Annotated in this window: 24 protein-coding genes; 18 read left to right on the top strand and 6 right to left on the bottom strand. The window is 38.3% G+C overall.

Annotated elements, in window-relative coordinates:
- Positions 1–64: 64 nt before the first annotated feature.
- On the top strand, positions 65–694 hold the full coding sequence (locus ACFX4G_RS19115; protein ID WP_377576194.1) for an immunity protein Imm33 domain-containing protein: 630 nt from the start codon (positions 65–67) through the stop codon (positions 692–694).
- Between the two features lie 44 nt (positions 695–738).
- Here ACFX4G_RS19115 and ACFX4G_RS19110 read toward each other — a convergent pair whose 3' ends face one another.
- Both ACFX4G_RS19110 and ACFX4G_RS19105 read right to left on the bottom strand, forming a co-directional pair.
- Entirely contained in the window at positions 739–2,133 is a 1,395-nt protein-coding gene (locus ACFX4G_RS19110; protein ID WP_377576191.1) for an APC family permease, read from the bottom strand.
- Between the two features lie 41 nt (positions 2,134–2,174).
- On the bottom strand, positions 2,175–2,945 hold the full coding sequence (locus ACFX4G_RS19105; protein WP_377576188.1) for a carbon-nitrogen hydrolase family protein: 771 nt from the start codon (positions 2,943–2,945) through the stop codon (positions 2,175–2,177).
- A gap of 243 nt (positions 2,946–3,188) precedes the next feature.
- On the opposite strand from ACFX4G_RS19105, the gene ACFX4G_RS19100 reads away from it, so the two are divergent.
- Positions 3,189–4,448 carry a sigma-54 interaction domain-containing protein gene (locus tag ACFX4G_RS19100; RefSeq protein ID WP_328244971.1) on the top strand — a complete coding sequence of 420 codons (1,260 nt, stop codon included), beginning with the start codon at positions 3,189–3,191 and terminating at the stop codon, positions 4,446–4,448.
- Between the two features lie 12 nt (positions 4,449–4,460).
- Positions 4,461–5,255 carry a carbon-nitrogen hydrolase family protein gene (locus ACFX4G_RS19095; protein WP_377576184.1) on the top strand — a complete coding sequence of 265 codons (795 nt, stop codon included), beginning with the start codon at positions 4,461–4,463 and terminating at the stop codon, positions 5,253–5,255.
- 26 nt (positions 5,256–5,281) lie between these two features.
- On the opposite strand, the gene ACFX4G_RS19090 is transcribed toward ACFX4G_RS19095, so the two are convergent.
- Positions 5,282–6,154 carry a glycerophosphodiester phosphodiesterase gene (locus ACFX4G_RS19090; protein WP_377576181.1) on the bottom strand — a complete coding sequence of 291 codons (873 nt, stop codon included), beginning with the start codon at positions 6,152–6,154 and terminating at the stop codon, positions 5,282–5,284.
- 268 nt (positions 6,155–6,422) lie between these two features.
- Here ACFX4G_RS19090 and ACFX4G_RS19085 point away from each other — a divergent pair, with 268 nt between their 5' ends.
- The 4 genes from ACFX4G_RS19085 to ACFX4G_RS19070 all read left to right on the top strand — a co-directional run bounded on the left by ACFX4G_RS19085 (position 6,423) and on the right by ACFX4G_RS19070 (position 9,260).
- Positions 6,423–7,142 (top strand): endonuclease V, encoded by a 720-nt coding sequence (locus ACFX4G_RS19085; RefSeq protein ID WP_377576178.1) that lies wholly within the window; start codon positions 6,423–6,425, stop codon positions 7,140–7,142.
- Between the two features lie 94 nt (positions 7,143–7,236).
- Positions 7,237–7,830: an undecaprenyl phosphate transporter UptA gene (uptA, locus tag ACFX4G_RS19080; protein ID WP_013057365.1), complete on the top strand. Its 594-nt coding sequence runs from the start codon at positions 7,237–7,239 to the stop codon at positions 7,828–7,830.
- Between the two features lie 135 nt (positions 7,831–7,965).
- Positions 7,966–8,250 carry a DUF3219 family protein gene (locus tag ACFX4G_RS19075; RefSeq protein ID WP_014459792.1) on the top strand — a complete coding sequence of 95 codons (285 nt, stop codon included), beginning with the start codon at positions 7,966–7,968 and terminating at the stop codon, positions 8,248–8,250.
- Between the two features lie 14 nt (positions 8,251–8,264).
- Positions 8,265–9,260: an LLM class flavin-dependent oxidoreductase gene (locus ACFX4G_RS19070; RefSeq protein ID WP_377576175.1), complete on the top strand. Its 996-nt coding sequence runs from the start codon at positions 8,265–8,267 to the stop codon at positions 9,258–9,260.
- Between the two features lie 17 nt (positions 9,261–9,277).
- Here the strand turns inward: ACFX4G_RS19070 and ACFX4G_RS19065 are convergent, their stop codons facing one another.
- On the bottom strand, positions 9,278–10,192 hold the full coding sequence (locus ACFX4G_RS19065; protein ID WP_377576172.1) for an aminoglycoside phosphotransferase family protein: 915 nt from the start codon (positions 10,190–10,192) through the stop codon (positions 9,278–9,280).
- Positions 10,193–10,284: 92 nt separating this feature from the next.
- Between ACFX4G_RS19065 and ACFX4G_RS19060 the strand changes: the two genes are divergently transcribed.
- Complete coding sequence (locus tag ACFX4G_RS19060) at positions 10,285–10,482, top strand: hypothetical protein (RefSeq protein ID WP_377576169.1); 198 nt, start codon at positions 10,285–10,287, stop codon at positions 10,480–10,482.
- Positions 10,483–10,612: 130 nt separating this feature from the next.
- The gene (locus tag ACFX4G_RS19055; protein WP_043982969.1) at positions 10,613–11,026 is read left to right on the top strand and encodes a GNAT family N-acetyltransferase; all 414 of its coding nucleotides are present in this window, start codon (positions 10,613–10,615) and stop codon (positions 11,024–11,026) included.
- A 40-nt stretch (positions 11,027–11,066) separates the two neighbouring features.
- Here the strand turns inward: ACFX4G_RS19055 and ACFX4G_RS19050 are convergent, their stop codons facing one another.
- Both ACFX4G_RS19050 and ACFX4G_RS19045 read right to left on the bottom strand, forming a co-directional pair.
- Entirely contained in the window at positions 11,067–12,653 is a 1,587-nt protein-coding gene (locus ACFX4G_RS19050; protein ID WP_377576166.1) for an MptA/MptB family glycosyltransferase, read from the bottom strand.
- 154 nt (positions 12,654–12,807) lie between these two features.
- Positions 12,808–13,344: an IseA DL-endopeptidase inhibitor family protein gene (locus tag ACFX4G_RS19045; RefSeq protein ID WP_014459798.1), complete on the bottom strand. Its 537-nt coding sequence runs from the start codon at positions 13,342–13,344 to the stop codon at positions 12,808–12,810.
- Positions 13,345–13,636: 292 nt separating this feature from the next.
- Between ACFX4G_RS19045 and ACFX4G_RS19040 the strand changes: the two genes are divergently transcribed.
- The 9 genes from ACFX4G_RS19040 (at position 13,637) to ACFX4G_RS19000 (ending at position 23,456) form a co-directional block, all read left to right on the top strand.
- The gene (locus ACFX4G_RS19040; RefSeq protein WP_013057357.1) at positions 13,637–13,759 is read left to right on the top strand and encodes a hypothetical protein; all 123 of its coding nucleotides are present in this window, start codon (positions 13,637–13,639) and stop codon (positions 13,757–13,759) included.
- A 299-nt stretch (positions 13,760–14,058) separates the two neighbouring features.
- The gene (locus ACFX4G_RS19035) at positions 14,059–15,294 is read left to right on the top strand and encodes a Zn-dependent hydrolase (protein ID WP_097823228.1); all 1,236 of its coding nucleotides are present in this window, start codon (positions 14,059–14,061) and stop codon (positions 15,292–15,294) included.
- 166 nt (positions 15,295–15,460) lie between these two features.
- Positions 15,461–16,099: a response regulator gene (locus tag ACFX4G_RS19030; protein ID WP_340447600.1), complete on the top strand. Its 639-nt coding sequence runs from the start codon at positions 15,461–15,463 to the stop codon at positions 16,097–16,099.
- A gap of 4 nt (positions 16,100–16,103) precedes the next feature.
- Positions 16,104–17,225: a sensor histidine kinase gene (locus tag ACFX4G_RS19025; protein WP_162214366.1), complete on the top strand. Its 1,122-nt coding sequence runs from the start codon at positions 16,104–16,106 to the stop codon at positions 17,223–17,225.
- 101 nt (positions 17,226–17,326) lie between these two features.
- Positions 17,327–18,265, top strand: a complete 939-nt coding sequence (locus tag ACFX4G_RS19020) for an ABC transporter ATP-binding protein (protein ID WP_043982960.1) — start codon at positions 17,327–17,329, stop codon at positions 18,263–18,265.
- A 19-nt stretch (positions 18,266–18,284) separates the two neighbouring features.
- Positions 18,285–19,391, top strand: a complete 1,107-nt coding sequence (locus ACFX4G_RS19015; protein WP_377576161.1) for an ABC transporter permease — start codon at positions 18,285–18,287, stop codon at positions 19,389–19,391.
- A gap of 1 nt (position 19,392) precedes the next feature.
- A complete protein-coding gene (locus tag ACFX4G_RS19010) occupies positions 19,393–20,541 on the top strand; it encodes an ABC transporter permease (protein ID WP_377576158.1) in 1,149 nt (382 codons plus the stop codon).
- A 245-nt stretch (positions 20,542–20,786) separates the two neighbouring features.
- Entirely contained in the window at positions 20,787–21,977 is a 1,191-nt protein-coding gene (locus ACFX4G_RS19005; protein WP_162214363.1) for an iron-containing alcohol dehydrogenase, read from the top strand.
- Positions 21,978–22,022: 45 nt separating this feature from the next.
- Positions 22,023–23,456: a GntP family permease gene (locus tag ACFX4G_RS19000; protein ID WP_013083445.1), complete on the top strand. Its 1,434-nt coding sequence runs from the start codon at positions 22,023–22,025 to the stop codon at positions 23,454–23,456.
- The last annotated feature ends 70 nt before the right edge of the window (positions 23,457–23,526 follow it).

Raw genomic sequence — 23,526 nt, 5'->3', positions numbered from 1 at the left:
TACGTACTGTCCAAACGCAATATATTTGGTAACAAAATTAGTGAAAAAAGAAAGGGAAGAATAATTGAAAAAATTCATTAAAAATATAGGAGATAAAGTAGTCGTAGTTCAAGCAGAACATGAATTAAAAATGCAGGTTGAGAGCCTATTTCGTATCTTTGAAACGATAGAAAAAGAAAAATGGACTGACGGCTTTTCGATACAAATAGGGTGGTCGAACTTTATTGTTTCTGTAAAGGGTGAAGAGTATTACATTCTTTCACCGGACTATTCAGGGAATCCCTTTGAGGATTATACAGAAGATTTAACGCTTGCTCTATGGGTGCAGTTGGAACAAGTTCACTTTTTGCGCAAGTTAAACATGAAAAACGGTAAAGATGTAAGCTTCAGAGATAAAGTCGTGATAGCTAAAAATATACTAGAAGTAGATAGTATTTACTTACAAAGAAGCGGCGGAGCTGAACGAGGAGATTCTGGCTGGTACATAGGGCCGGTACATGAAGAAGATGATACAGAAGAGCTTGAGGCTTTTTATGTCTATCAATTATTAAAGATTCGTCCATCCTTTATTCAAGTCTTAGCTTTACCATATGAATATATGGTGATTTTTGAAAGAGATAAAGTGAAGGCAGTATTAAATGAAAGAGATGAAGATATTTTTAGTGGAGGAAGAAATTCGAGTATTCAAGACTGACATGAGAAAGAGATGCTGTAAATAGCATCCCTTTTTTTAAAAAGTTACAATGTCTTTTCGGCAGCTTTTTGATGTACAAGAGAGGAAGATTTCATTATTTCCTCTTCATCGAAGTCCATTTCTGGAGGAGAAAGCTTAAATCCTTTTGTAAGAAAGGTTAAGTACACAAGTCCTATGGCAGTCCAGATGCTTCCTAGCACTAAGGCGTGTTTATCTAGATTAATAAAGAGATAGAAATCAAGGGCTGCTCCGATAGCTGGTATAAGAAAGTAAAGAAGAAAACGATTTTTTCTTTCATTTTTTAACGTGAAGTAATAGTGAAAAATGACCGAAAGATTTACAAAAATAAATGTTAAAAATGCTCCAAAGTTAATAAAAGAAGTAGATGTACTTACATCAAGCTTAACGGCCAGTAATGAAATGCCTCCTATGAGTAAAATATTCAATAGGGGTGTTTTCGACTTTCGATGAAGATAACCAAATATTTTAGCAGGAAGTACGCCGTCCCTTCCCATTGCAAATAATAAACGGGCTCCGCTTGTTTGAGCAGATAAGCCAGATGCGAATTGAGCAATAATTAATCCAGCTAGAAAAATAGAGCTAAATAAATTGCCGCCGATCTGTACGGCAATTTCAAATGCTGCTGAATCAATATTTTTAAAAGATGTATAGTCAGGATGAACAAGCTGTAGAAAATAAGAAGCTCCAATAAAAATGGTGCCTCCAATTAATGTAATAAGAAAGATAGCTCTTGGCATGGTTTTTTCAGGATTAATGGTTTCTTCAGATAGAGTTGTAACAGCATCAAATCCTAAAAAAGAATAACAAGCAATGGAAGCGCCAGCGGCTACAAACGAAAAGGAAAAATGCTCGTTCAAGAATGGGTTAAAGCTAAAGAGTGCAAAAGGTGATGAGCCTTTTATAAGGTATATAATGCTTAGTGAAATAAAAATACCGACTACGAGCAATTGAAAAATCATCATTAATGTATTGACGCTCGCCGCTGCTTTTAAGCCAATCATGTTGATAACAGTTGTAATAAAAATAAAGGCTAGTACAAATGTCCAAAGAGGAATGTTAGGGAAAGCTGTATGTAAATAAACAGCTCCTATCAGCCAAATAACCATAGGAAGAAACAGATAGTCTAGTAAAACAGCCCATCCAATCATAAATCCGACATATGGATTTATGGATTTTCTTGTATACGTATAAGCAGACCCTGCAATAGGAAAAGCTTTAGTCATTTTACCGTAGCTATAAGCCGTAAATAGCATAGCAGCTAAAGCCACTATGTAAGCAGTGGAAACTAGTCCATGAGTGGTTTCAGCCAACAAGCCATAAATACCAAATACAATCATTGGAGTCATATAAGCAAGTCCAAACAAAACAATATGTGACAACTTCAAAGTTGGAACTGCTTGATTTCTTTTTGTTTCCATCTTTGTGCCTCCCTTAAAAATTGTTTTTAATCTTCTTATGTCTATTTGTACAAACCCGATCTTCTGTGCATAAGGTAATTAAGCTTCTGATCTTTTGATTCCTCTAAAGAAATAGCTACTGTTGAGATTTGTTCCTTGCTACCCATTTTTAAAAGAACTTCTCCTTTACTGTTCACCACTGAACTGTGTCCAAAAAAGAATGTATCTTCTTCATTGCCGATTCGGTTGCATAGAGCAATCGGAAGCTCATTTTCCATAGCACGGCTTTTTAAATAGGTTATTTGATAGTCTTCGTAAGGGCTCATGTTAGCAAGCGGGATGATGAGTAAATCCGCTCCTTTTATTTTTAAAGTTCGGGCCACTTCAGGGAATTCAAGGTCATAGCAAATCATTAATCCAATGGTTCCGAATTTGGTTTTGAAAACAGGTAAAGTGTTGCCTGGGTGAAAGATTTCAGCTTCCCTGTCAAAAAGATGTGTTTTTTGATACGTACCAATCACAGTTCCGGTATCATCTATAAGAGCGGATGTAATATGATAATGCCCGTTAGCTGTTACTTCAGGAAAAGATATAACGGCGTGGATGCTGTGATCGCTGCAGCTTTGTTGGAAAAGCTGTAAGCTGTCACCACTGACGGATTCAGCTAGCTCCTCAATATCATCCCAAATAAAATAACCTGTTAAACAAAGTTCCGGAAAGACAATAAGGTCAGCCTCTTCGCTTGCAGCTTGCTTGATACATTCATTTATTTTCCGAATGTTTTCTTTTTTATTGCCTAGTACAGGACAAAACTGAGCAATTGTAATATTCACTGTAAAATACCTCCTTATAATCGTTTTCACTATAAATACAAGCAAGAAGTGTGCCAACGTATTTTTTTCAGTTAATTCTGATTTTTGAGCTTTAAAAAGATGAATTTTTTCATTATACTAATAGGGATAAAAAGAGAATAAATCATATTTTTTGTATCTAGTTATTTAAAAAGCTAAGATGATGATTTTTATCATCAATGATGCAATTTTTCATTAGGAACAATAGAAAGGAGGGAATGCATAGTGAATAATTCTTTAATAGATACCTGTGAATCAATAGTAGTCGTCACAAATCATGAAGGCCGCATTGATACCGTATCTATCAATAATAAACAAACCAGTCACTTATCGTTGTTTCAAAAAAATATGTTACTTGAAGAAGTTCAGTGGAAAAAGGTCTTTACTGCTGCTCCAAGTGACTCTACTCAGTTATTAAGCACCTATGAAGGAAGAACCTATCTGTTTACTCTTCACCTTGTCCAAGCGAACGCTTACATAAATCAAATCGTGACATTAGCGAATATATCTCAAAGTATGTTTAATCCTTATTCCAATGAAGATCAGCATAAAACCGATGAGTTAATTATGGAATCATCTGCTATGAAAAGAATTAGTAAAATTATAAAAACAATTGCTCATGTAGGCTCCACTGTTCTTCTACTAGGTGAATCGGGAGTGGGAAAAAGTCAAATTGCTAAATTTATTCATAGTACTAGTACACGTTCAACGCAGCCTTTTATTTCTGTTAATTGTGGTGCTATTCCAGAAAGTTTGATTGAATCAGAGCTATTTGGGTATGAAGAAGGAACTTTTACAGGCGGAAAAAAAGGAGGAAAGGTCGGCTTATTTGAAGCTGCTCATAAGGGAACAATTTTTCTAGATGAAATTGCGGAATTTCCTTTAAACCTACAAGCAAAACTGCTAGGTGTTTTGCAAGAAAACGCGGTGCGAAAAGTAGGAAGTACAGAGGAAAAGAAAGTAGATGTACGAGTAATTGCTGCAACAAATAAAAATCTACAGGAGCTTGTTGAGAAAAAATTATTTCGTGAAGATTTGTTCTATAGGCTTAATGTCGTACCGCTCACTATACCGCCTCTTAGAGAGCGAGAAAAGGACATACATATCTTAATTGATCATTTTCTGTTTAAATATAATACAAAATATCATCTTCGAAAAGAAATTAATGATGAAGTAAAACAAGAGCTTATCCAATATAAATGGCCAGGAAACATAAGGGAATTGGAAAACACGATAGAAAGAATTGTCGTAACAAATATGACTGAAAAAGAAGTGCTAGAAGAAAAAAGTATACGTGAAAACGTTTGGTCATTTTCTCCTAAAGCACCAATATCTTTGAAAGAAGCTAAAAGACAAGTAGAAAAGGAATTAATCTTAAAAGCTTACGGTGAATACAAAAGTACTTACAAAGTAGCAGAAGTATTGCAGGTTGACCAGTCTACTATTTCAAAAAAATTAAAAGTATACAAAAAAGAAGGTTTTTAAAGAGGTGAAGGGATGCGTCTATTAAAAATTGCATTAGCCCAGCTTAGAAGCAATTTGCATGATAAAAATAAAAATTTAAAGAGAGTTTTTGGAACGATGGAAGCGGCTAAAAATCAAGGTGCGGATTTTGTGTTATTCCCTGAATTATTTTTGACTGGTTTTTTGTTAAATGAACATGTGGAGGAATTAGCTGAATCAGTAGAAGGAGAATTAATCACGAAAGTAAAAAAGTATGCGAAAGAATTACAAATAGGAGTTATTCTTGGTTTTCCAGAAAGGCATCACTTTAAAATATATAATTCCGCTGTATTTATTAATAAGGAAGGTGAGATAGTAGGAACTTATCGTAAAATTCACCTTTTTGATCATGAACATTCATATTTTACTTCTGGAGATAGTATACCAGTCTTTGATACACCTCAAGGAAAGTTTGGAGTAATGATTACATATGATATGGAATTCCCTGAAGTGGCGCGAATTCTGGCGTTAAAAGGAGCTGAAGTTGTCTTTGTGCTTTGTGCGAACATGATTCCTTACGAGCATCATCAGCACATTTATTTGAGGTCAAGAGCTTTAGAAAATCATATTTTTATTGCAGCTGCTAATAAAGTTGGATTAGAAGACGACTATGTCTATTTTGGTGAAAGTGAAGTTATTAATCCTAATGGGCACTGTGTGTTTAAATCTCTTAATAATGAGGACCTTGCGATTGTTGACATAGACCTATCATCTTCGGCAAGTTCAAAGGGAATTTTGAACTATTTGGATAATCGAAAGTCAGAGTTATACAGAAGAGAAGGGTTATAAGAGCTCTTTATTAAAGAAAGCTGCTATTATCTTTTCAGGCCAACTAAGCGGGCAGTGTGACTCGCGGAGCTTGCGTGAATGGTCTTCCCTATTTTTGCTGATGTTTGCACCCAATTCACTTCATCCGGATAATTCGTAATCACTCCGTCACTTTTTGTTTTCCACAAAAATGAAGCGGGAAGCCGCTTGGTTCCAGACCACGGCGATATTTTCATTCCGGCAGAATGGACTTGGTGGATGAGAGCAGGCGTTAGGATGTCATAGGAAGGGTTAAAGTAAGTGGCAAAGTCAGCAAATTGCCGGATTGAGTTTGGGTTTGTATCTCGCTCTGAAGAAGTTAGTATGCCTATAGGAACGTTTGGGAGAAGCTCATGCATCTTTTTCATGGATGAAACGTTAAAAGACTGAATGATAACGTGATCGAGCTTTCGCTTGTTGATTTCAAAAGCTACTTTTTTTTCAATTCCAGGATAAAGTTCCGGGGCTTTTAACTCTATTAATATACCGATTTTTCCTTGAAATTCATCTAACACTCGTGAAAGAGTTGGAATTTTTTCATTCGCAAATGAATTGTCTTTCCAGCTTCCTGCATCCAAGCGCTGAAGCTCCGCGTACGTTAACTCTCGAATGTGTCCGCTTCCGTTTGTCGTTCGGTCTACGGTACGGTCATGCATAATAACGAGTACACCGTCTTTGCTTTGCTGCACGTCAAGTTCAATGTAATCCGCATTCATTTCTAGGGCTTGGTGAAAAGCAGCCATTGTATTTTCAGGTGCGTAAGCGGAGGCTCCTCGGTGCGCGATATTTGTGAGTTTTTCTTCCGTGCGTGCAAAAGCAGAAGAAGCAATCGAACAGCATAACAAGGCGACTGCACTTAGCCCAGCTAAATATTTTTTCATCACGTTTCCCTCCTATGCGTTGGTATAGAAACAGCATAACGAAAAAATGTGATGCTGATATAGAGAAAGTGTGTAGAAAGCGTTGACATTTCGTAAAGAAAACTAGGGATTTTTTCATGGCGATGTTTACAAAAAATGCGTAAACGAATAGGGATTTTAATCAAACGTTAAGGAAACAGCGCTATAATAAAAGGTGTGAAAAAAAGAATAGGAATTTCTTAGAAAATAGTTGTATAATAGGTGAGTCAGTCAATGAAAGGAATGGAACATGGATATTCAGTACATACATACGTTTACGATGCAAACGAAAGAGGAGTGCCGGACGCTTCAGCAAAAGCTAAAAGCACAAATTGATTTAACATCAGGCGTCAAAATGACGCATATACATAACTGTGCTGGTGTTGATGTTGCGTATTGGGAAGAAAACGGCATATCTTACGGAGCTTGCAGCATTGTAGTGGTTGATTATCAGACGAAAAACGTTGTAGAAAAAGTGCACAGTGTAGGAGAAGTAACCGTTCCTTATCTTCCTGGATTCCTAGCTTTTCGAGAGCTTCCTTTAATTCTTGAAGCGGCTAAAAAACTTCAAATAGAGCCCGACGTGTTTTTATTTGATGGCAACGGATATTTGCACTACGAGCACATGGGAGTAGCCACACATGCTTCGTTTTTTCTCAATAAACCTACCGTTGGAATTGGGAAAAGCTATTTGAAAATCAAGGGACATGATTACGTTATGCCTGAAGATACAGCAGGCGCTTATGAAGATATTGTGATTGATGATGAAGTTTATGGTAGAGTAGTAAGGACAGCCAAAGGGGTAAAGCCTATTTTTCTGTCGTGCGGAAACTATATTGATTTGGACATGTCGTATCAGTTTATGATGCATTTTATTTCAAAAGAAAGTAAGCTTCCGATTCCGGTCCGCCTAGCGGATCTGCATACGCATGAGCTGCGGAAAAGGTACCGGCAGTCAACAGGGAAGTAAGCTGTTCATAGTGAGTTCATAGTTTCCTTTTATACTGATGGTTGGAATATGGTAGTAGTGTAAAATTATTAAAGAATGAGTAAGGTGATTAAAGGTGAGTTCATTTGTTGCGAGTATTTTGGATTTTTTAACGAGCCTTGGCTATTTAGGTATTGCGCTCGGCTTAATGATTGAAATCATTCCAAGTGAAATTGTACTAGCCTACGGGGGGTATATGATTTCTCAAGGCATGATTAGTTTTCCTGGAGCAGTCATTGCCGGAATTATTGGCGGAACGATTGCACAGTGGTTTTTATATTGGATTGGAGCCTACGGAGGACGTCCGTTTCTTCAAAAATACGGCAAGTACTTATTCATTCATGATAAGCATATTGATCTTGCGGAAAACTGGTTTAATAAATACGGCGCGGGCGTTGTTTTCTCCGCTCGTTTTGTCCCGGTTGTTCGACATGCAATTTCGATCCCTGCAGGTATTGCTAAAATGCCGTTTTGGAAGTTTACGTCTTTAACCGTGTTAGCGATGATTCCTTGGTCGATTTTATTTATTTACTTAGGCGGAAAGCTAGGGGAGAACTGGGCGAACATTGAAGACGTAGCAAGCAAATATACGCTTCCGTTTGTGGTTGCGGCATTTGTTATTATTGTTCTTTATTTCGTATTCAAACGCACGCGTACAAAGCGCGTATAAGATCGTTTTTGGACTACAAGCATGGCAAAAAGCCATGCTTTTTTTTGCATGAACAAAAACAAGCTCTTTTATTTGCTCATGACTTCTTCAAGTGCTATTATTTTTCATACGCACTAAAAAAGGAGACGATTTAACGTGGTACAAGAAATTGTATTAAATGATACGCCTATTCAAATTTACAGCTATGAACAAGAGATTGTAAAAGGCAAAACAAAAGTTTCAGTTGATTTTAAAGTAACAAGTGAGGAATATCATGATATTACTACACTTTTATATAAAGGTACTTTTCATGTAAATGTCCCGGAAGAAGATCTCGATTTCCAAGGAACGATTCACCAGTACTCTACGTCTTTTACCAATTTATATGAAAAAGGCCAGGTAGGGGATTTTTCATTAAGTTTAATTGAAGTGAACGAATAAGGAGCAGATGCGTGATGAAAGTAAGTATACTTGACCAATCGCCCGTTTCATCCCATCAGACCCCAGCGGAAGCGTTAGAAGCATCAATGCAGCTAGCTAAAGCGGGTGACAAGCTTGGCTATGAACGCTACTGGATTGCAGAGCATCATGATTTGTCTGGACTTGCCTGTTCGGCTCCTGAAGTGATGCTTGGCTATATCGGCGCACAGACTAATAGAATTCGAATTGGATCGGGAGCGGTGCTGCTGCCTCACTACAAGCCGTATAAAGTAGCTGAAACGTATAACATGCTCGCAACGCTGTTTCCAGGGCGCGTTGATTTAGGGATTGGGCGCGCGCCGGGTGGATCGGCTGAAGCAACAAATGCGCTGTCGGATAATTTTTTACAGCAAGTATTTAAAATGCCTGAACTTGTTGAAGAGCTTCTGCAGTTTTTAGACGATAAATTTCCGGCTGAACATGAATACGCAAAGCTTTCAGCTTCGCCGCTGCCTCCTATCTCTCCGGAACCTTGGCTGCTTGGCACAAGTAAGAAAAGTGCCGAGCTCGCCGCTAGAAACGGAATGGCCTATACGTTTGGACAGTTTATGAGTGAACAAGACGGTTCAGCTATTATTGATCAGTACAAACAGGCATTTCAGCCAAGACGGACCGGTGATCAGCCCTATGCCATTGTCACTGTATCGGTCATTTGCGCTGAAACAACGGAGCAAGCCCATCGCATCGCAACGAGCTCACTCGTATGGAAAATTCAGCAGGATAAAATGGAAGCAAAAGGTGTGCCTTCTATTGAAGAAGCGGCCAGCTATCCGCTGACGGAAGAAGAAGAGAAAAAAATGAAGAAGATGAAAGAAGCTATGATTATCGGAAACCCGGAAGAAGTACACGTCCGTCTTCAAGAAGTTCAAGCACGCTACGGAGCGGATGAACTCATGCTTGTCACCATTACACACGATCCGGCTGACAGATTAAAATCATATGAGCTTGTCGCAGAGAAATGCAAAAAATAAGAGCCAAATGTCGGCTCTTATTTTTTATGCCCGTAATAGTACTCAAATAAGTGCTGAAATGCTTCTATAGCACGTAAAAAAGAAGCGGCATCTTGGCGGTCCTCTATTAACCAGCACGTGGCTAGTACAGAATGAGCGTATCCCCACAGTAAAATGCGTTTTTTACTTACGTTCAGTTCTTTTACAAATATATTGATTCGATAGTCAATTGTCTCTGCCACGTTTGTCTTAGGCAGGTGATTTAAAAGAAAAGGGATAATTTCGTACTCTTTTTCTCCAATTAACCCTTTTGGATCAATTATTTTCCACGCCTCACCAGACTGTAAGATGTTATCATGATGCAAGTCGCCGTGAAGCAAAAAAAGCTGCTGAGAAGTGCGGTTTAATTCAGAGAAAACGGCTAGTGCGTGTTGAAGCGTTTCAGAAGAAAGAAAATCAATACCGCTTGGATACATTTGTGTATACTCTCGAAGCTGTTTCTCTCTTTTAACGGCTGTTTCGATAGTGGAGTCCGAGTGAGGCACGCGCCATAGAGATTTCATGAGCCTAGCAGCGATTAACGCAGCTTCTTCTTTAGTTGATAAAGAGGAAAGCGGCCATCCGGGAGATAGCTTTTCAAGCAGTAGAATGCCTTTTTCAGCATCGCTGTCCACTATTTTTACCGTGTTCTCACCAGCTAGTGCTGTCAGTGCTTCTTGCTCATGAAGCAGCTCTGAAGGCTCTACAAAGAGTTTTACAACTAGTTCGCTACCATCTGCTTTGCGCGCAGGGGCAACAAAGTGGTAAGAAAGGGGAAAGTGACTGTGAATGTTGATACGCCAGCGCTCTTCACAGTAGCGAATAAGCTGAGGAAAGCCAGTTAGCCACTTTTGACCTTTATGAGAGTGAAGGTGAGTAATCGTATCACAAAACGTTTGAGGCAACGTATGCATGCGTTTGTCTCCTTTGTTGTTTCCAATTTTTTCTGATAAACTCATCATATACGGTTTATATAGAATCTGTAAAGAAGGAGGAGATCCTACATATGAAGAAAAAGAAGGTGAAATCCCCTTGGGCTCTTGCGGGGTTCCCAGTTTATATCATTGGGTTTTCACTTTTACTTGCTGGAAGCGCACCGGAGTGGCTAGAAACGGTGAGTAAAATCATGATTGTTCTTGGAGTCATTTTGCTTATAATCGCAGAAATTGATCTTAAAAAACGAAAAAAATCAGTACAAGCCTAAAAAACTGCCGTTCGGCAGTTTTTTTATTTGGAGAAAGGGTAACAAGATAACTAGATAAAAATGTTGAATTATTATTCTGTTTGATGTATAAATATAATATATAAACAACGGTATTGAGAGGAGAATGAACGTGTCTTACGTAATAAAAAAAGAGGTTCCGTCATTTGAGCAGTTTGCAGCTTTGCATGAAGCGAGCGGATTACATAAAAGTAAAAAAGGCAATTATACAAAAGAACAGCTGTTTGAAGCCGCAGCCAACAGCTGGTTTAGAGTCGGTATTTACGACCATGAACAATTAATTGCATTTGGCCGTATGATTTCAGACGGAATTTACCAAGCGCTTATTTGCGACGTGATGGTAGATCCCACATACCAAAACAAAGGGCTTGGAAAGCAAATTATTCAAGAGCTGTTGACGAAATGCGAAGAAAGCGGAATTGAATCGATTCAGCTGTTTGCAGCAAAAGGAAAGCATCATTTTTATAAAAAATTAGGGTTTCAAGAAAGAGAAGAAGACGCGCCAGGCATGTCGCTTGTTATATAAAAAAGCTCAGTGATCAGTCATACTCACTGAGCTTTTTGTATTATGCAGTTTTTAAAACCGTACTTTTTTGAACTAAATTCCAAGCAACTTTTACTAAATAAACAACAAGCAAAACGTTTAGCATAGACGTAGCAAACATAGAAAACGGATAGGACGTACTGTTTTGCATATTGCTGTCACCGTATAAAACAAAAAAAGTGTTCATAAAAATACTGATGCTAAATCCAAGGGATAAGTAAAGCAAGTTTTTGTCTTTTAAATAAATATAAGCGAGCAAAGCAAGAGCTGCTGCTGGAAATAAGTAGCGTTCATGCATGCTTGAAGAAAACGTAAATACCCCGGAAATTTGAATAAGTGCTGCAAGAGCGGCGTATTTAAAGCTGCGCCCTTTTATATAAATAAGCCATGAAAAAACAGTTGTTGCGACGATAAAAATAAGTCCCCACGTATGATAGCTGAAAAACAGCATCGTTGCAGAGCTGTCTTTATAGTTTGCGCCTATTAAACTAAAAAAGTTATAGGCGTTAACAGAAGCATACGGGTACTCTCCAATGGTGGATGAGAATAAATCAATAATCCACGTAGGACTTTTTCCTGCTGAAAAAGGCAATAAAATCACAGCAGCAGTGAAAGCCGCCGTTAAAGCAATGCCGAAGAAATGTTTCACTTGCTTTAGGCGGATGAGCTCGAAAAACAAAATAGGCAGGATAATAATCGCCTGCGGCTTCATTAAGACCGCTGCTGTAAAAATAACGGCCGACGCATAAATTCTTTTTTCCGTAATCATTACAATTGCTAGGACAATAAGTAAAGTGAAAAATGAATCGACTTGTCCCCAAAACGTTGAATTAACTAAAATGGCCGGATTAAATAAATACCCAATTGCTAACAGATAGGCAAAAGAAGGTGCCAAGTATTTACGAGCTAAACGATAGAGTAAATAAGATGTGACGACATCTGCTAAAATAGGCGGGATTTTAATCAACAGCGAAAAATACTGCTGAAAATCCGGTAAACTGCCAACTTTCCCAACGATAAACAAGATATAAATATAAAACGGCGGATAATCGCTTCCGCTTTTAGCATAGAAATTTGAAAAATGATTAGCCGCAACCGATGCCCAGTTTTTGAAAAGAGACGCATCCATATGAGAGCCTACCCACGGAATCAGCGCAATCCGGATAAATAGTCCAGTGCCAAGTAATGACCATAAAATAACGCGGGAATGCCCTATTGAATGATGCCATTTCTTTTTCTTTAATAATCCGTAAACGAAAGCTGCTGCTATAAAAAAGCCCACCGTATAAAGAGCGAGCGGCGTTTCATAGTCTTTATTAGCTCCTTGACCTCCGGCACCGTTATCCATAGATAGATTATGAAAAGGCGTTACGTGTTCTCCGGAATTGCTAGACGAAGCGGAACCGTTTCCTGAAGGAAGACGATGATCCCTCGAATTATTATCAGGAGCAGATATACCATTCGTAATCTTTTTTAACTGATGACTTTCTTGAATCGAAAATAAATGTTCTTCTCCTTTATAGTGTGATAGTGAAACGATACTGAAAACAAATGCTAAAAGAAAAGCAGCCATTACGATAAAAGCCGTTCTTTTTTGTAGTATGTTCATATAAAATCCTCCGATGACAATGTATCGAATAAGTAGTAGTGTGTCTCCATACTATAAGGGGAGTTGGTGAAAATAAAGTGAAACTTCTTTAATAAAGAGCGGAAGAGAGAGCATAAAAAAACAAGGCCTTAGAAGACCTTGTTTTTTATATTGCTTATAGTACAGCATCAAACTTATTTACTTTCCACTGTGAACCAGATTTATAAAATGTAACGGTGCGTTTTACACTTCCTCCGTCAACTGTTGGAACCGTAAATTGATAAGAGCGGACATCGGCACGTTGATAAGTTAGTTTTGCTTTTGCTTTGTTCCACTCTAGCATGCTGAATCCGTCACCGACAGGACGAGCAAGCTTTCCGTTATATGTGATGTAGCGATAATTTGTTAATCCTTTTTGAATAGCACTGTTTGTAAAAGTTTCAGATAAGTAGCTTACTAGTTTGCTTTTTGTATTAAAATCTTGACAAAGATATGAGTACTGAGTGCCTTTATAATTAAATGTTTTTTGAGTACATAAATTACCTTTAGATCCATGAAGTGCATTCCAGAAATGGTTGCTTGCGTTTGCTGCAATTTTTACCGCATTAGTCGTTGATAGATTTTGTGATGCTGCTTGAGCTGTAACTCCTGTGCTTAGTGAAAAGAAAAGAGCAAGTGATGCTAAGATTATTCCAAATTTTTTCATTTCCATTTCCCTCCTACTCATTCATTGAAATATATGTAACATTCATGCTGTTAATATTACAATTGTTACATTTATATTACAATACTTCTTTAAAGAAATAAAGAGTATTTCTTATATATGTTTGAATTATTCCCGTATTTTCTTAAATAAAACGTAGAATTAAAAGAAAACATATAAACAGTATGTCAATTATGTGTCACATATTTCGTCGCTTTACAAGTTCGTATATAATAGGAATAAACCGACCAGTATGCTGATGTAGGTAAATAGGTCAGGCACAAAAGGAGAACGTAGACTAATGGGTGTTTCAGAAGTAACATCAGGAATTATTATTACCACTGCTGTAATTGCTATTGTGATTATTACAGTCGGTGTTTTAGCTACAATGATTGCGATTGCGAAGAAAGCAAATAAAAAGTAAGTATGTAGAGGAGAGTTAGTATAATAACTAATTCTCTTTTTTTTGAAAAAAACCTATCGCTATTTTTATAATAAAAATGCATAAATAACGCGTGCATTATTCATAGAAAAAAGCAGGAAATTTACGTTTTGAAGCTAATAGATACATAAGGCAAACTGCGCACTTTCATTATAAAAATAATGGAAGGGGTTCTAACAGACTTCAAGTGATATCGCCTATTTTATGTCATAATGAATGATATTCATTAACACAGCATCTTAGACGCACTTTATAACCAAATAATGAGGAGAGTGGTTGAGTTGCAACGACAAAAAGTAGCAGTGAATGGAGAAAGGTTAAAAAATACGCTTGAACGATTTGCCGATTATGGACGAACACCTAATAACGGTGTAACCCGCCTAGCGCTGTCAGAAGAAGATCGCCTAGCACGAGATTATTTTTGCTCATGCTGCCGGGATCTTGGAATGGATATTAAAATCGATGACCTTGGATGTATTTACGCCACGCTTGAAGGACTAGAAGATAAGCCGCCTGTTGTGATTGGCTCACACATGGACAGCGTAAAAAAAGGCGGAAGGTTTGATGGAATCCTCGGTGTAGTTGCAGGGTTAGAGTTAGTAAGGACGCTGGTTGAACATAATATTAAGCCGAAGGTGCCGATTATGATTGTTAACTTTACGAATGAAGAAGGAGCGCGTTTTGAGCCTTCTATGATGGCTTCAGGTATTTTATCGGGCAAGTTTCAAAAAGACGTTATGATGAAGAAGACAGATGTTGACGGCGTGACGTTTAAGCAAGCCCTTCAATCATGCGGATATGAAGGCGATACGAGTAACCGTCTTACTGAAGCATCGGCATTTGTAGAATTACATATTGAGCAAGGGCCTATTCTAGAACGAGAAGCCAAATCAATCGGTGTAGTCGAGTGCGTGCTCGGAATGGTATGCTATGAAATTGAAGTTACCGGGGAGTCAGATCACGCCGGGACGACGCCGATGGACATGCGGAAAGACGCGCTTTTTGCAACTAATAATTTAATTGCTGAAGCTCGTCATGAGCTCGGCAGATTAGATTCAAATTTAGTCTATACAATGGGTCGTATGAACGTACTGCCTAATATTCATACCGTTATTCCAAATAAAGTTATTTTTTCGCTTGAAGCGAGACATACGGATGAAGATGTCATTGCATCTGTGGAAAAAATTATTCAATCACTGCCTGATCAAGCGGAGCTGTTAGAAGGCTGCGAAGTGCGGGTGACCAAGCTTTGGGGTCGCGATACCGTGTGGTTTGATAAAACGGTTTGCGATGAAGTGGAAGAGTCGGTTCGTTCCCTTGGCTATTCCTACAAGCGAATGGTAAGCGGAGCTGGACATGACGCACAGTTTTTAGCTAGCTATATTCCGACGGCTATGATTTTTATACCGAGCGTAAACGGAAAAAGTCATTGTGAGGAAGAGTTCACTCCTTGGGAAGAATGTGAAAAAGGTGTAAACGTACTTTTAGAAACAGTGATTAAGTTAGCTCAGAAGTAATGAGATAAAAGAGTAAACCTGCGGAGGTTTGCTCTTTTTTAGTGCTTAGAAAGACTGTGAACTATCGCATTGAACTTTTGGTTTATTATGGCTACAATAAATGAGAAGCATCCGGATGGATGTGAAAAAAGGATGTGAAAAAAGTGAGGTCTTCTCACTTACAGAAATGAAAATTACTATTATTATTGCAGATGATAATTCATTTATTCGAGAAGGAATGAAAATTATATTAAATACATACGAGGAATTCGACGTTGTTGCTACTTTAAAAGATGGTCAGGAAGCCGTTCAATATTGCAAGAATCATTCCGTTGATATTGCATTGTTAGATGTAAGAATGCCTGTTATGGACGGTGTAGAGGCTACAAAGCTTATTTCAGAGTCAACGAAAGCAAAGCCACTTATTTTAACTACGTTTGATGACGATGAATATATAATTGATGCCGTAAAAAACGGAGCTAAAGGCTACTTGTTAAAAAATACAGAACCAGAGCGCATTCGAGACGCAATCAAAAGCGTGTTCAACGGACATACGGTTCTTCAAGATGTTGTGCTAGATAAGATTAAATCAAGTTTAAACGCTGTAACTGAGCGCGAGTCAAAAGCGGATATGACCCAGTTTACAGAGCGCGAAACGAGCATTATGACGCTGATTGCCAAGGGGCTTTCAAATAAAGAAATTTCTAAAACACTTTTTATTTCAGAGGGTACCGTAGCAAACTATATTAGTTCGATTTTAAGTAAAACGGGACTTGAGCATCGCACTCAAATTGCTATTTATTACTTAACGGGTAAAGGGAAGTAGGGCTATGGAAGTCGGATTAATGATGACTAAGCTCATCCTTATACTGTTTTTGGCTATTACGTACATTCAGTTTAATTATGTACACTCGATTTCAGCTATTGTGTTAGCACTGCTTCTTTACAGCTGTGTTAATATTGCAGCGTCCATTGTGAAAAAGAGCGCGTTCAAGCGCATGTTTATTGTTAGTTCAATTGTCCTTATTCTATATTGTGCGTATAAACTTCATCCTTTGTTTTTTCTTCTTTTGCCGCTAAACCTTTGTGAGCTTATTGGAGAATCAGTCGTGAAAAAATGGATGGTGCTGCTGATTGTTTTGCTTCCAATGCTGCTTGTTCCCTCTGACATTAGCGCGCTGTATGTGTTAGTCGCTGCGCTTACTTTCTTTATTTATACAGGAGCAGCTCGCTATCAAAAGAGGACAATCAATTATGAACAAAAGCTCGATGAAATGAGAGTAAGTATGCAAAAGCTGCAAAAGCATGTGAATGAAAATAAAGAGTATGTGAGACAGTCTCAATATGCTTCAAAATTAGAAGAGCGAAATCGATTATCGCAGGAAATTCACGATAAGATTGGTCATTCAATGACAGGAGCGCTTATTCAAATGGAGGCAGCAAAGCATGTAATGAAGCAAGATGAAGAAAAAGCGCTGTCTCTTCTTCAAAATGCAATTACAATTTCGAAAGAAGGCATTGAAGAAATCAGGTTAACGTTAAAAAGTATAAAGCCTCCCGCTGAGCAAATAGGAATCAGCAGGCTTAAATTATTTATTGGTGAATTTGAGGCTAAACATAGTATCGCAATGCCTCTTGTATACAAAGGTAATTTGGATCTTATCACCCCTCTTCAGTGGAAAATTATCCATGAAAATATAACGGAAGCTATTACGAATGCCTTAAAATATGCAGAAGCAACGATGATTGCCATTGAGCTTCATGTACTAAATAAAATGGTTAAAGTAGAAGTCAAAGACAATGGAAAAGGGGCTCACTTGTTTCAAAAAGGCCTTGGCATTGCAGGAATGGAAGAGCGAGCTGCTTCCATTAACGGAACGGTGATCGTTGACGGGGCAAACGGGTTTTCTGTTACCACACTGCTGCCGATAGGTGAGAAACTTCATACATAAATAATGAGATTTCTCATGGAGAAAAGGTGAACTTATGCACTGACGTAAGTTTGCCTTTTTTTCATAAAATAAGGATATACCAACACACTAGAGGTGAAATGATGAACGTATTATCAATTCAAAAATTAACAAAGAAATTTGGAGATTTTATTGCGGTAGATAATTTGTCTTTACAAGTAGAAGAAGGAGATATATTCGGCTTTTTAGGAACAAACGGAGCAGGAAAAAGCACAACGATTCATATGGTAGCTAGTCTGCTTCAAAGCAACAGCGGCGATATTGAAGTACTTGGGAAAAATATAAAGAAACACCGAAATTTTGCAAAGATGAACATTGGAATTGTTCCGCAGGACTTAGCGATTTATGAAGATTTGACAGCCTATGAAAATGTGAAGTTTTTTGCAGGTCTCTACGGATTAAGAGGGTCACTTCTTAACGAACGAGTCGAAGAAGCTTTAGCGTTTGTAGGGCTTTTAGATAAACAAAAGGCGTATCCGAAAAGCTTTTCAGGAGGAATGAAAAGAAGGTTAAATATCGCATGCGCAATTGCTCATCGCCCGAAGCTTATCATTATGGATGAACCGACGGTTGGCATTGATCCTCAGTCGCGAAATTATATTTTAACATCTGTAAAAAAGCTAAATGAAATGGGAAGCACAATCATTTATACCAGTCACTATATGGAAGAAGTAGAAGAGGTATGTACAAAAATTGCGATTATTGATCATGGCAAGATTATTGCTGAAGGAACAAAAGAGCAGCTGAAAGCTATTATCACTGATACAAAAGATATTTGGATTGAAGTAAAAGAAGCGGACGATATAGATTGCAGCGGTCTAAAAGAAATTCCGGGCGTAACAGCCGTTACGTATGAAGATGGAATCATTAAAATTAATTCAAGCGCCGAAGTGAATAACTTGAACAAAGTCATTCATTATTTAATGACGCATCATATCGAAATTAAAGCAGTTAAAGAACAAGCCCCTAATTTAGAGACGGTCTTTCTCACGCTGACAGGGCGCAGTTTAAGAGATCTATAAAAGAAAGGAGGAATAACGAATGAATATTATTGCAATTGCTTTGAAAGAAATGAAAAGTGATCTGCGAGATAAGCGTGCATTTATCTTTATGATTCTCTTTCCGCTGGTTCTTGTCCTTATTTTAGGAACAGCTTTGTCTCAAGCCTTTAATAACGATATGAAGATAGACGACAGTTATGTTCTCTATAAAATCGACACAAGTAATGAAGAATCTGCTGCTTTTAAGCAGTTTGCTGCCCATGCAGAAAAATCGGGCATTCACTTTAAAGCGCTGAAAAAAGATCAGAATGGAAAAAAAGAAGTAAAAGAGCAGCGCTATACAGCTTATGTAGAAATGAAAGACGGAGACATTCATCTCTACGGAAATGAAGAAAACAGCATTGAATTCAACATGGTCCAAGGTATGTTAAGCACTTTTGTGGATAAGTACAATGTGGCTATGGAAGTGGCTAAAGTAAACCCTCAGCAAGTGGATAATCTGCTCCGTGCGTCTAAGCATGACTATATTCAAGAAACATCTCTTCATTCTCAAAAACAGCCAAATTCAATAGACTACTACGCCATTTCAATGACAACTATGATTGTTTTGTACGGATCTATCTCAGCGAGTTATTTAATTAGAGGAGAGCGTATGCGAAATACAGCTAGTCGATTAGTAGCCGCGCCGGTTAAAACCGCTGAAATTTTTGTCGGAAAAATTTTAGGTACTGTTTTGGTTCACGCCATTTGTGTGTTAGTCGTCATTATGTCGACTAAATATTTTTTTGATGCCAACTGGGGAGATCATTTACTCTTAGTACTCGTAATGTTAGTATCTCAGATTCTTTTTGCCATTAGCTTTGGGTTAGGAGTGAGCTACCTTACGAAGACGGAAGCGGCGTCAAGAGCAATTATTATGGTTGTTATTCAAGTGTCGTGTATTGTGGGAGGAACCTATTTTCAAAATGAATCTGGAGAGGGATTCGTCAATGTATCACCTTTAACCTGGATGAATAATGGACTTATTAAATTGATTTATACAAATGATATCGGCGCTTCTCTTTCAGTTATCGGGTTGAACGTAGGCTTCTCTATTTTATTCCTGGGCATAGCAATTGTGCTTTTGAGAAAAAGAGAGGGGTTATAACATGAAAAATATCATGTGGCTTGTCACAAATATGCTAAGAAATATGCTGCTTAGAAACAAAAGGACGCTTGTGCTTGTTATTGGTTTGCCTATTGCAGGGGTTTTAATGTCCGTTCTTATTTATGGAAATGCAGGAGGGACTTCGGTGAATATCGGAGTTGTCAATCACGACTCAACGGATATTACAAAAGATACCGTTCAGTTTTTAAAAGGGCTGCATAAAACAAATGTTAAAATACTCACTGACAAAGAAGTGGATCATGAGATTACGTCAAAGAAAGTTGATGCGGTTATTACCTTTGAAAAAGGGTTTTCTGACAGCGTCAAAGCGAACAAACCAGATCATATTACAATCACTTCAATAAAAGGAGCAGAAGTAACGAGCTTTATTAAGTCTTATTTGTATCAATATATTGACAATATTTCTTCGCTGAATCAAGCTGCTGAAGGCGACGATGCGGCGTTTAAACAAATGTATGAGAATTATCAAAAAGCGCCATTCCACGTCTCGACGCATGCCCTTAAAGACAAAGGAACCGATCAAAACATTGTCAAGCAGACAATTGGATATTTAATCATGTTTATGCTTTTTTCTGCGGTGAATTTATCGGCTCTTATCACAAAAGAAAAAGAGCAGCGAACGTATTTTAGACTGTTAGCTTCGCCAGTTAGCGCAAGGCAATACATGATATCCAATGTTATTACAAATATGATTTTATTAACTCTGCAAGTAATGATTACACTTGTTTGTATTATGACTCTTTTTCACGTAGATATGAACATTCCCGTATGGCAGCTGTTTTTCATTTTAGTTTTGTTTGGTCTAGTAGCCATCGGCTTGTCTCTTGTAATTATCGCTTTTACAGAAAGTTCAAAAGCAGCGAATGGTCTTCAGACGCTTATCATCACGCCAACTTGTTTACTGTCCGGCTGCTTTTTTCCGCCTGAATTTATGCCGGATGTGATGCAGAAAATAGCCGACTTTCTTCCTCAAACGTGGGTATTAAGTACGTTAAAAAGTGTTCAACAAGGAGCTGATTTAAGCAGCCTATGGTTAAATATCAGCATTTTACTAGCTTTTGCACTTGTTTTTTTCCTGCTGTCTATTTATAAATTAAATCGAAATAATACTGTTCAAAAGTTTATTTAAATGGTAAAGTCAGAGAATACCTCTGGCTTTTTTTGTAATTTTTAAAAAGTTACAAAAAAAGATTGAAAAATATAAGATGAAATTTTAGAATGAAAGAGGAAAGGGGTATACAAAAAGAGAATAAATAGGGGAGAAAAACGAAGTTCATGTTGGTTTTTTGCACAAATAAATGAAATCGCTTACATAAGTCAGCATGAAAGTACGGAAGGAGAGATTGTCAGCGAGATAACAAAGGGGGAAAAACAGTGGGAATTTATGAACTACTTGTACCACGCACGGTTTTATATGGAGAAGGATCATTTTCTAAAATTGGAGAACAGGCTGCACTGCTTGGGACAAAGGCATTGCTTATAAGTGATGACGTTATGGTGAAAGCAGGCAATGTAGAAACTTGCCGTCGTTACTTAGCAGAGGCTGGCATGGACTGTGCCGTGTATACAGGCGTAAATTCAGAGCCGACAGATATTCATCTAGATGAAGCGCTTGTTATATGTAAAACGGAGCAGTGCGATGTGGTTATTGCCTTAGGGGGAGGCAGCTGTATCGATACTGGAAAAGCGGTTGCCATTATGATGACAAATGAAGGGCATCTACGAACGTATTTTCAAAATCAACAAGAGTTTCAAGATAGTCCTCTTCCTTTGGTTGCCGTGCCTACGACTGCTGGAACAGGCTCAGAAGTGACGAAAGCGACGGTTATTACAGACACGGCGTATGATGTAAAAATGATGCTCGCAAGGCCTCAATTATTGCCTGATACAGCCATTGTTGATCCGTTATTAACGCTATCATGTCCGAAACACGTAACGGCAGCTACAGGAATTGATGCACTCAGTCATGCAGTGGAAGCGTATTTGTCTAAAAAAGCACATCCTTTTACAGATTCACTTGCGCTTCAAGCAATTGAGTTAATCATGAAAAATATCCGTCTTGTGTATAGAAATGGAGAAAATGTTCAAGCAAGAAACGAAATGGCCTATGCATCTATGCTGGCAGGAATGGCATTTTCAAATTCATCTGTTGCTCTAGTGCACGGTATGTCAAGACCTATTGGCGCGTTATTCCATGTGCCGCACGGTATTTCTAATGCGATGCTCCTGCCTGCGGTTTTGGACTATACAAAAGAGGCTTCAATCGATCGTTTAGGTGAAATAGGACAAGCTCTTTTTCCGAACGTATCATATACAAAAAAAGAGGGAGCAGATGTGTTAATTGAAGCCATCAAGCAGCTTTGTATCGACTTAGAGATTCCTAATCTTCAATCGTGGGGCATTGATCGCCAGCTATTTTACGCGGCGGTTGAGAAAATGGCAGCGGATGCGATTCAAAGCGGAAGTCCTGCTAACCATCCGGTTGTACCGACGGCAGAAGAAATTATCCAGCTGTATTACACGTGCTATGAATATGAGTTTGAGTCTGCACTTTATAAAAAATAAGATAAATTCAAAACAAATTGAATGAGGGATGAAAGGGGAAACGTTATGGATTTGCTGATTATTTTGCTGTCTCTGGGGCTTTTAATGCTGGTTGCTTACCGCGGATTTTCAGTTATTTTGTTTGCTCCATTGTGTGCGCTGCTAGCTGTTATTTTAACGGAACCAAGCTATGCACTCCCGTTTTTCTCAAACGTTTTTATGGAGAAAATGGTTGGGTTTATTAAAAACTACTTCCCTGTCTTTCTATTAGGAGCAGTCTTCGGGAAAATGGTAGAAATGTCTGGAGTCGCTGAATCGATTGCGAAAACAATTGTTAAAGTAGTAGGGGCTAAACGCGCCATCTTGGCTATTGTTTTAATGGGAGCAATCTTAACTTACAGCGGGGTAAGTTTATTCGTTGTTGCGTTTGCAGTTTATCCGTTTGCGGCTAACTTATTCCGCGAAGCGAATATTCCAAAACGATTAGTACCGGGAACGATTGCATTAGGAGCTATTTCGTTCACCATGGATGCACTTCCGGGTACACCGCAAATTCAAAACGTTATTCCAACGACTTTTTTTAAAACAGACATCTATGCTGCTCCGACACTGGGGATTATCGGATCGGTGATTGTCTTTAGCTTAGGTCTTTGGTATTTAGAAAGCCGAAGCAAAAAAGCAAGAAAAGCTGGAGAAGGCTACTATGGGTTTAATAATGAACTAGCGGCTGCTGCAGAGCTAGAAAAAGAGTCTGTACCTTCTACAGAACCTAAATATGAACCTAGCGTAGCAAGACAGATTCTTGCATTTGTTCCGCTCGTGCTTGTAGGGGTGGCAAACAAATTTTTTACTGTTTCTATTCCAAAGTGGTACCCAGACGGTTTTGATTTTGCCAAAATTGGTCTTGAAGCGTTCGGAAAAGTAGATTTAACCGCAGTTGTTGGTATTTGGTCAGTGGAATTGGCACTTGTTATTGGAATTATCACAACGATTGCGTATGACTGGAAGAGAGTGACCACCGGTTTCCAAGCTGGTCTTAACGCAAGTATTGGCGGAGCGCTTCTCGCTGCGATGAACACGGGAGCTGAGTATGGCTTTGGAGGCGTCATTTCATCTCTTCCTGGCTTTGCAACCGTTCGTGATGGTATTTCACATACCTTTACAAATCCGCTTGTCAATGGAGCCGTTACGACAAACATTTTAGCCGGTATTACAGGCTCTGCTTCTGGAGGTATGGGAATTGCGCTTAGTGCGATGGGAGATAAGTATGTAGAAGCTATTAATCAGTACAACATTCCTCCTGAAGTTATGCACAGAGTTGTAGCGATGGCATCAGGCGGTATGGATACGCTTCCTCATAACGGAGCTGTTATTACCCTACTTGCTATTACCGGGTTAACCCACAAGCAGTCTTACCGAGATATTTTTGCCATCACTGTTATAAAAACGCTTGCATGTTTCTTAATTATTGGAATCTACAGCTTAACTGGACTCGTCTAACAAATAAAGAGGCTGAGTTTAGTTAAAGAAAAATCCGAACGATGAATCGTTCGGATTTTTTTATTGTTGT

The organism is Priestia sp. YIM B13486 (assembly GCF_042787865.1).
GTDB classification, from domain to species: domain Bacteria; phylum Bacillota; class Bacilli; order Bacillales; family Bacillaceae_H; genus Priestia; species Priestia megaterium.
This window is presented reverse-complemented; position numbering and strand designations above follow the sequence as displayed.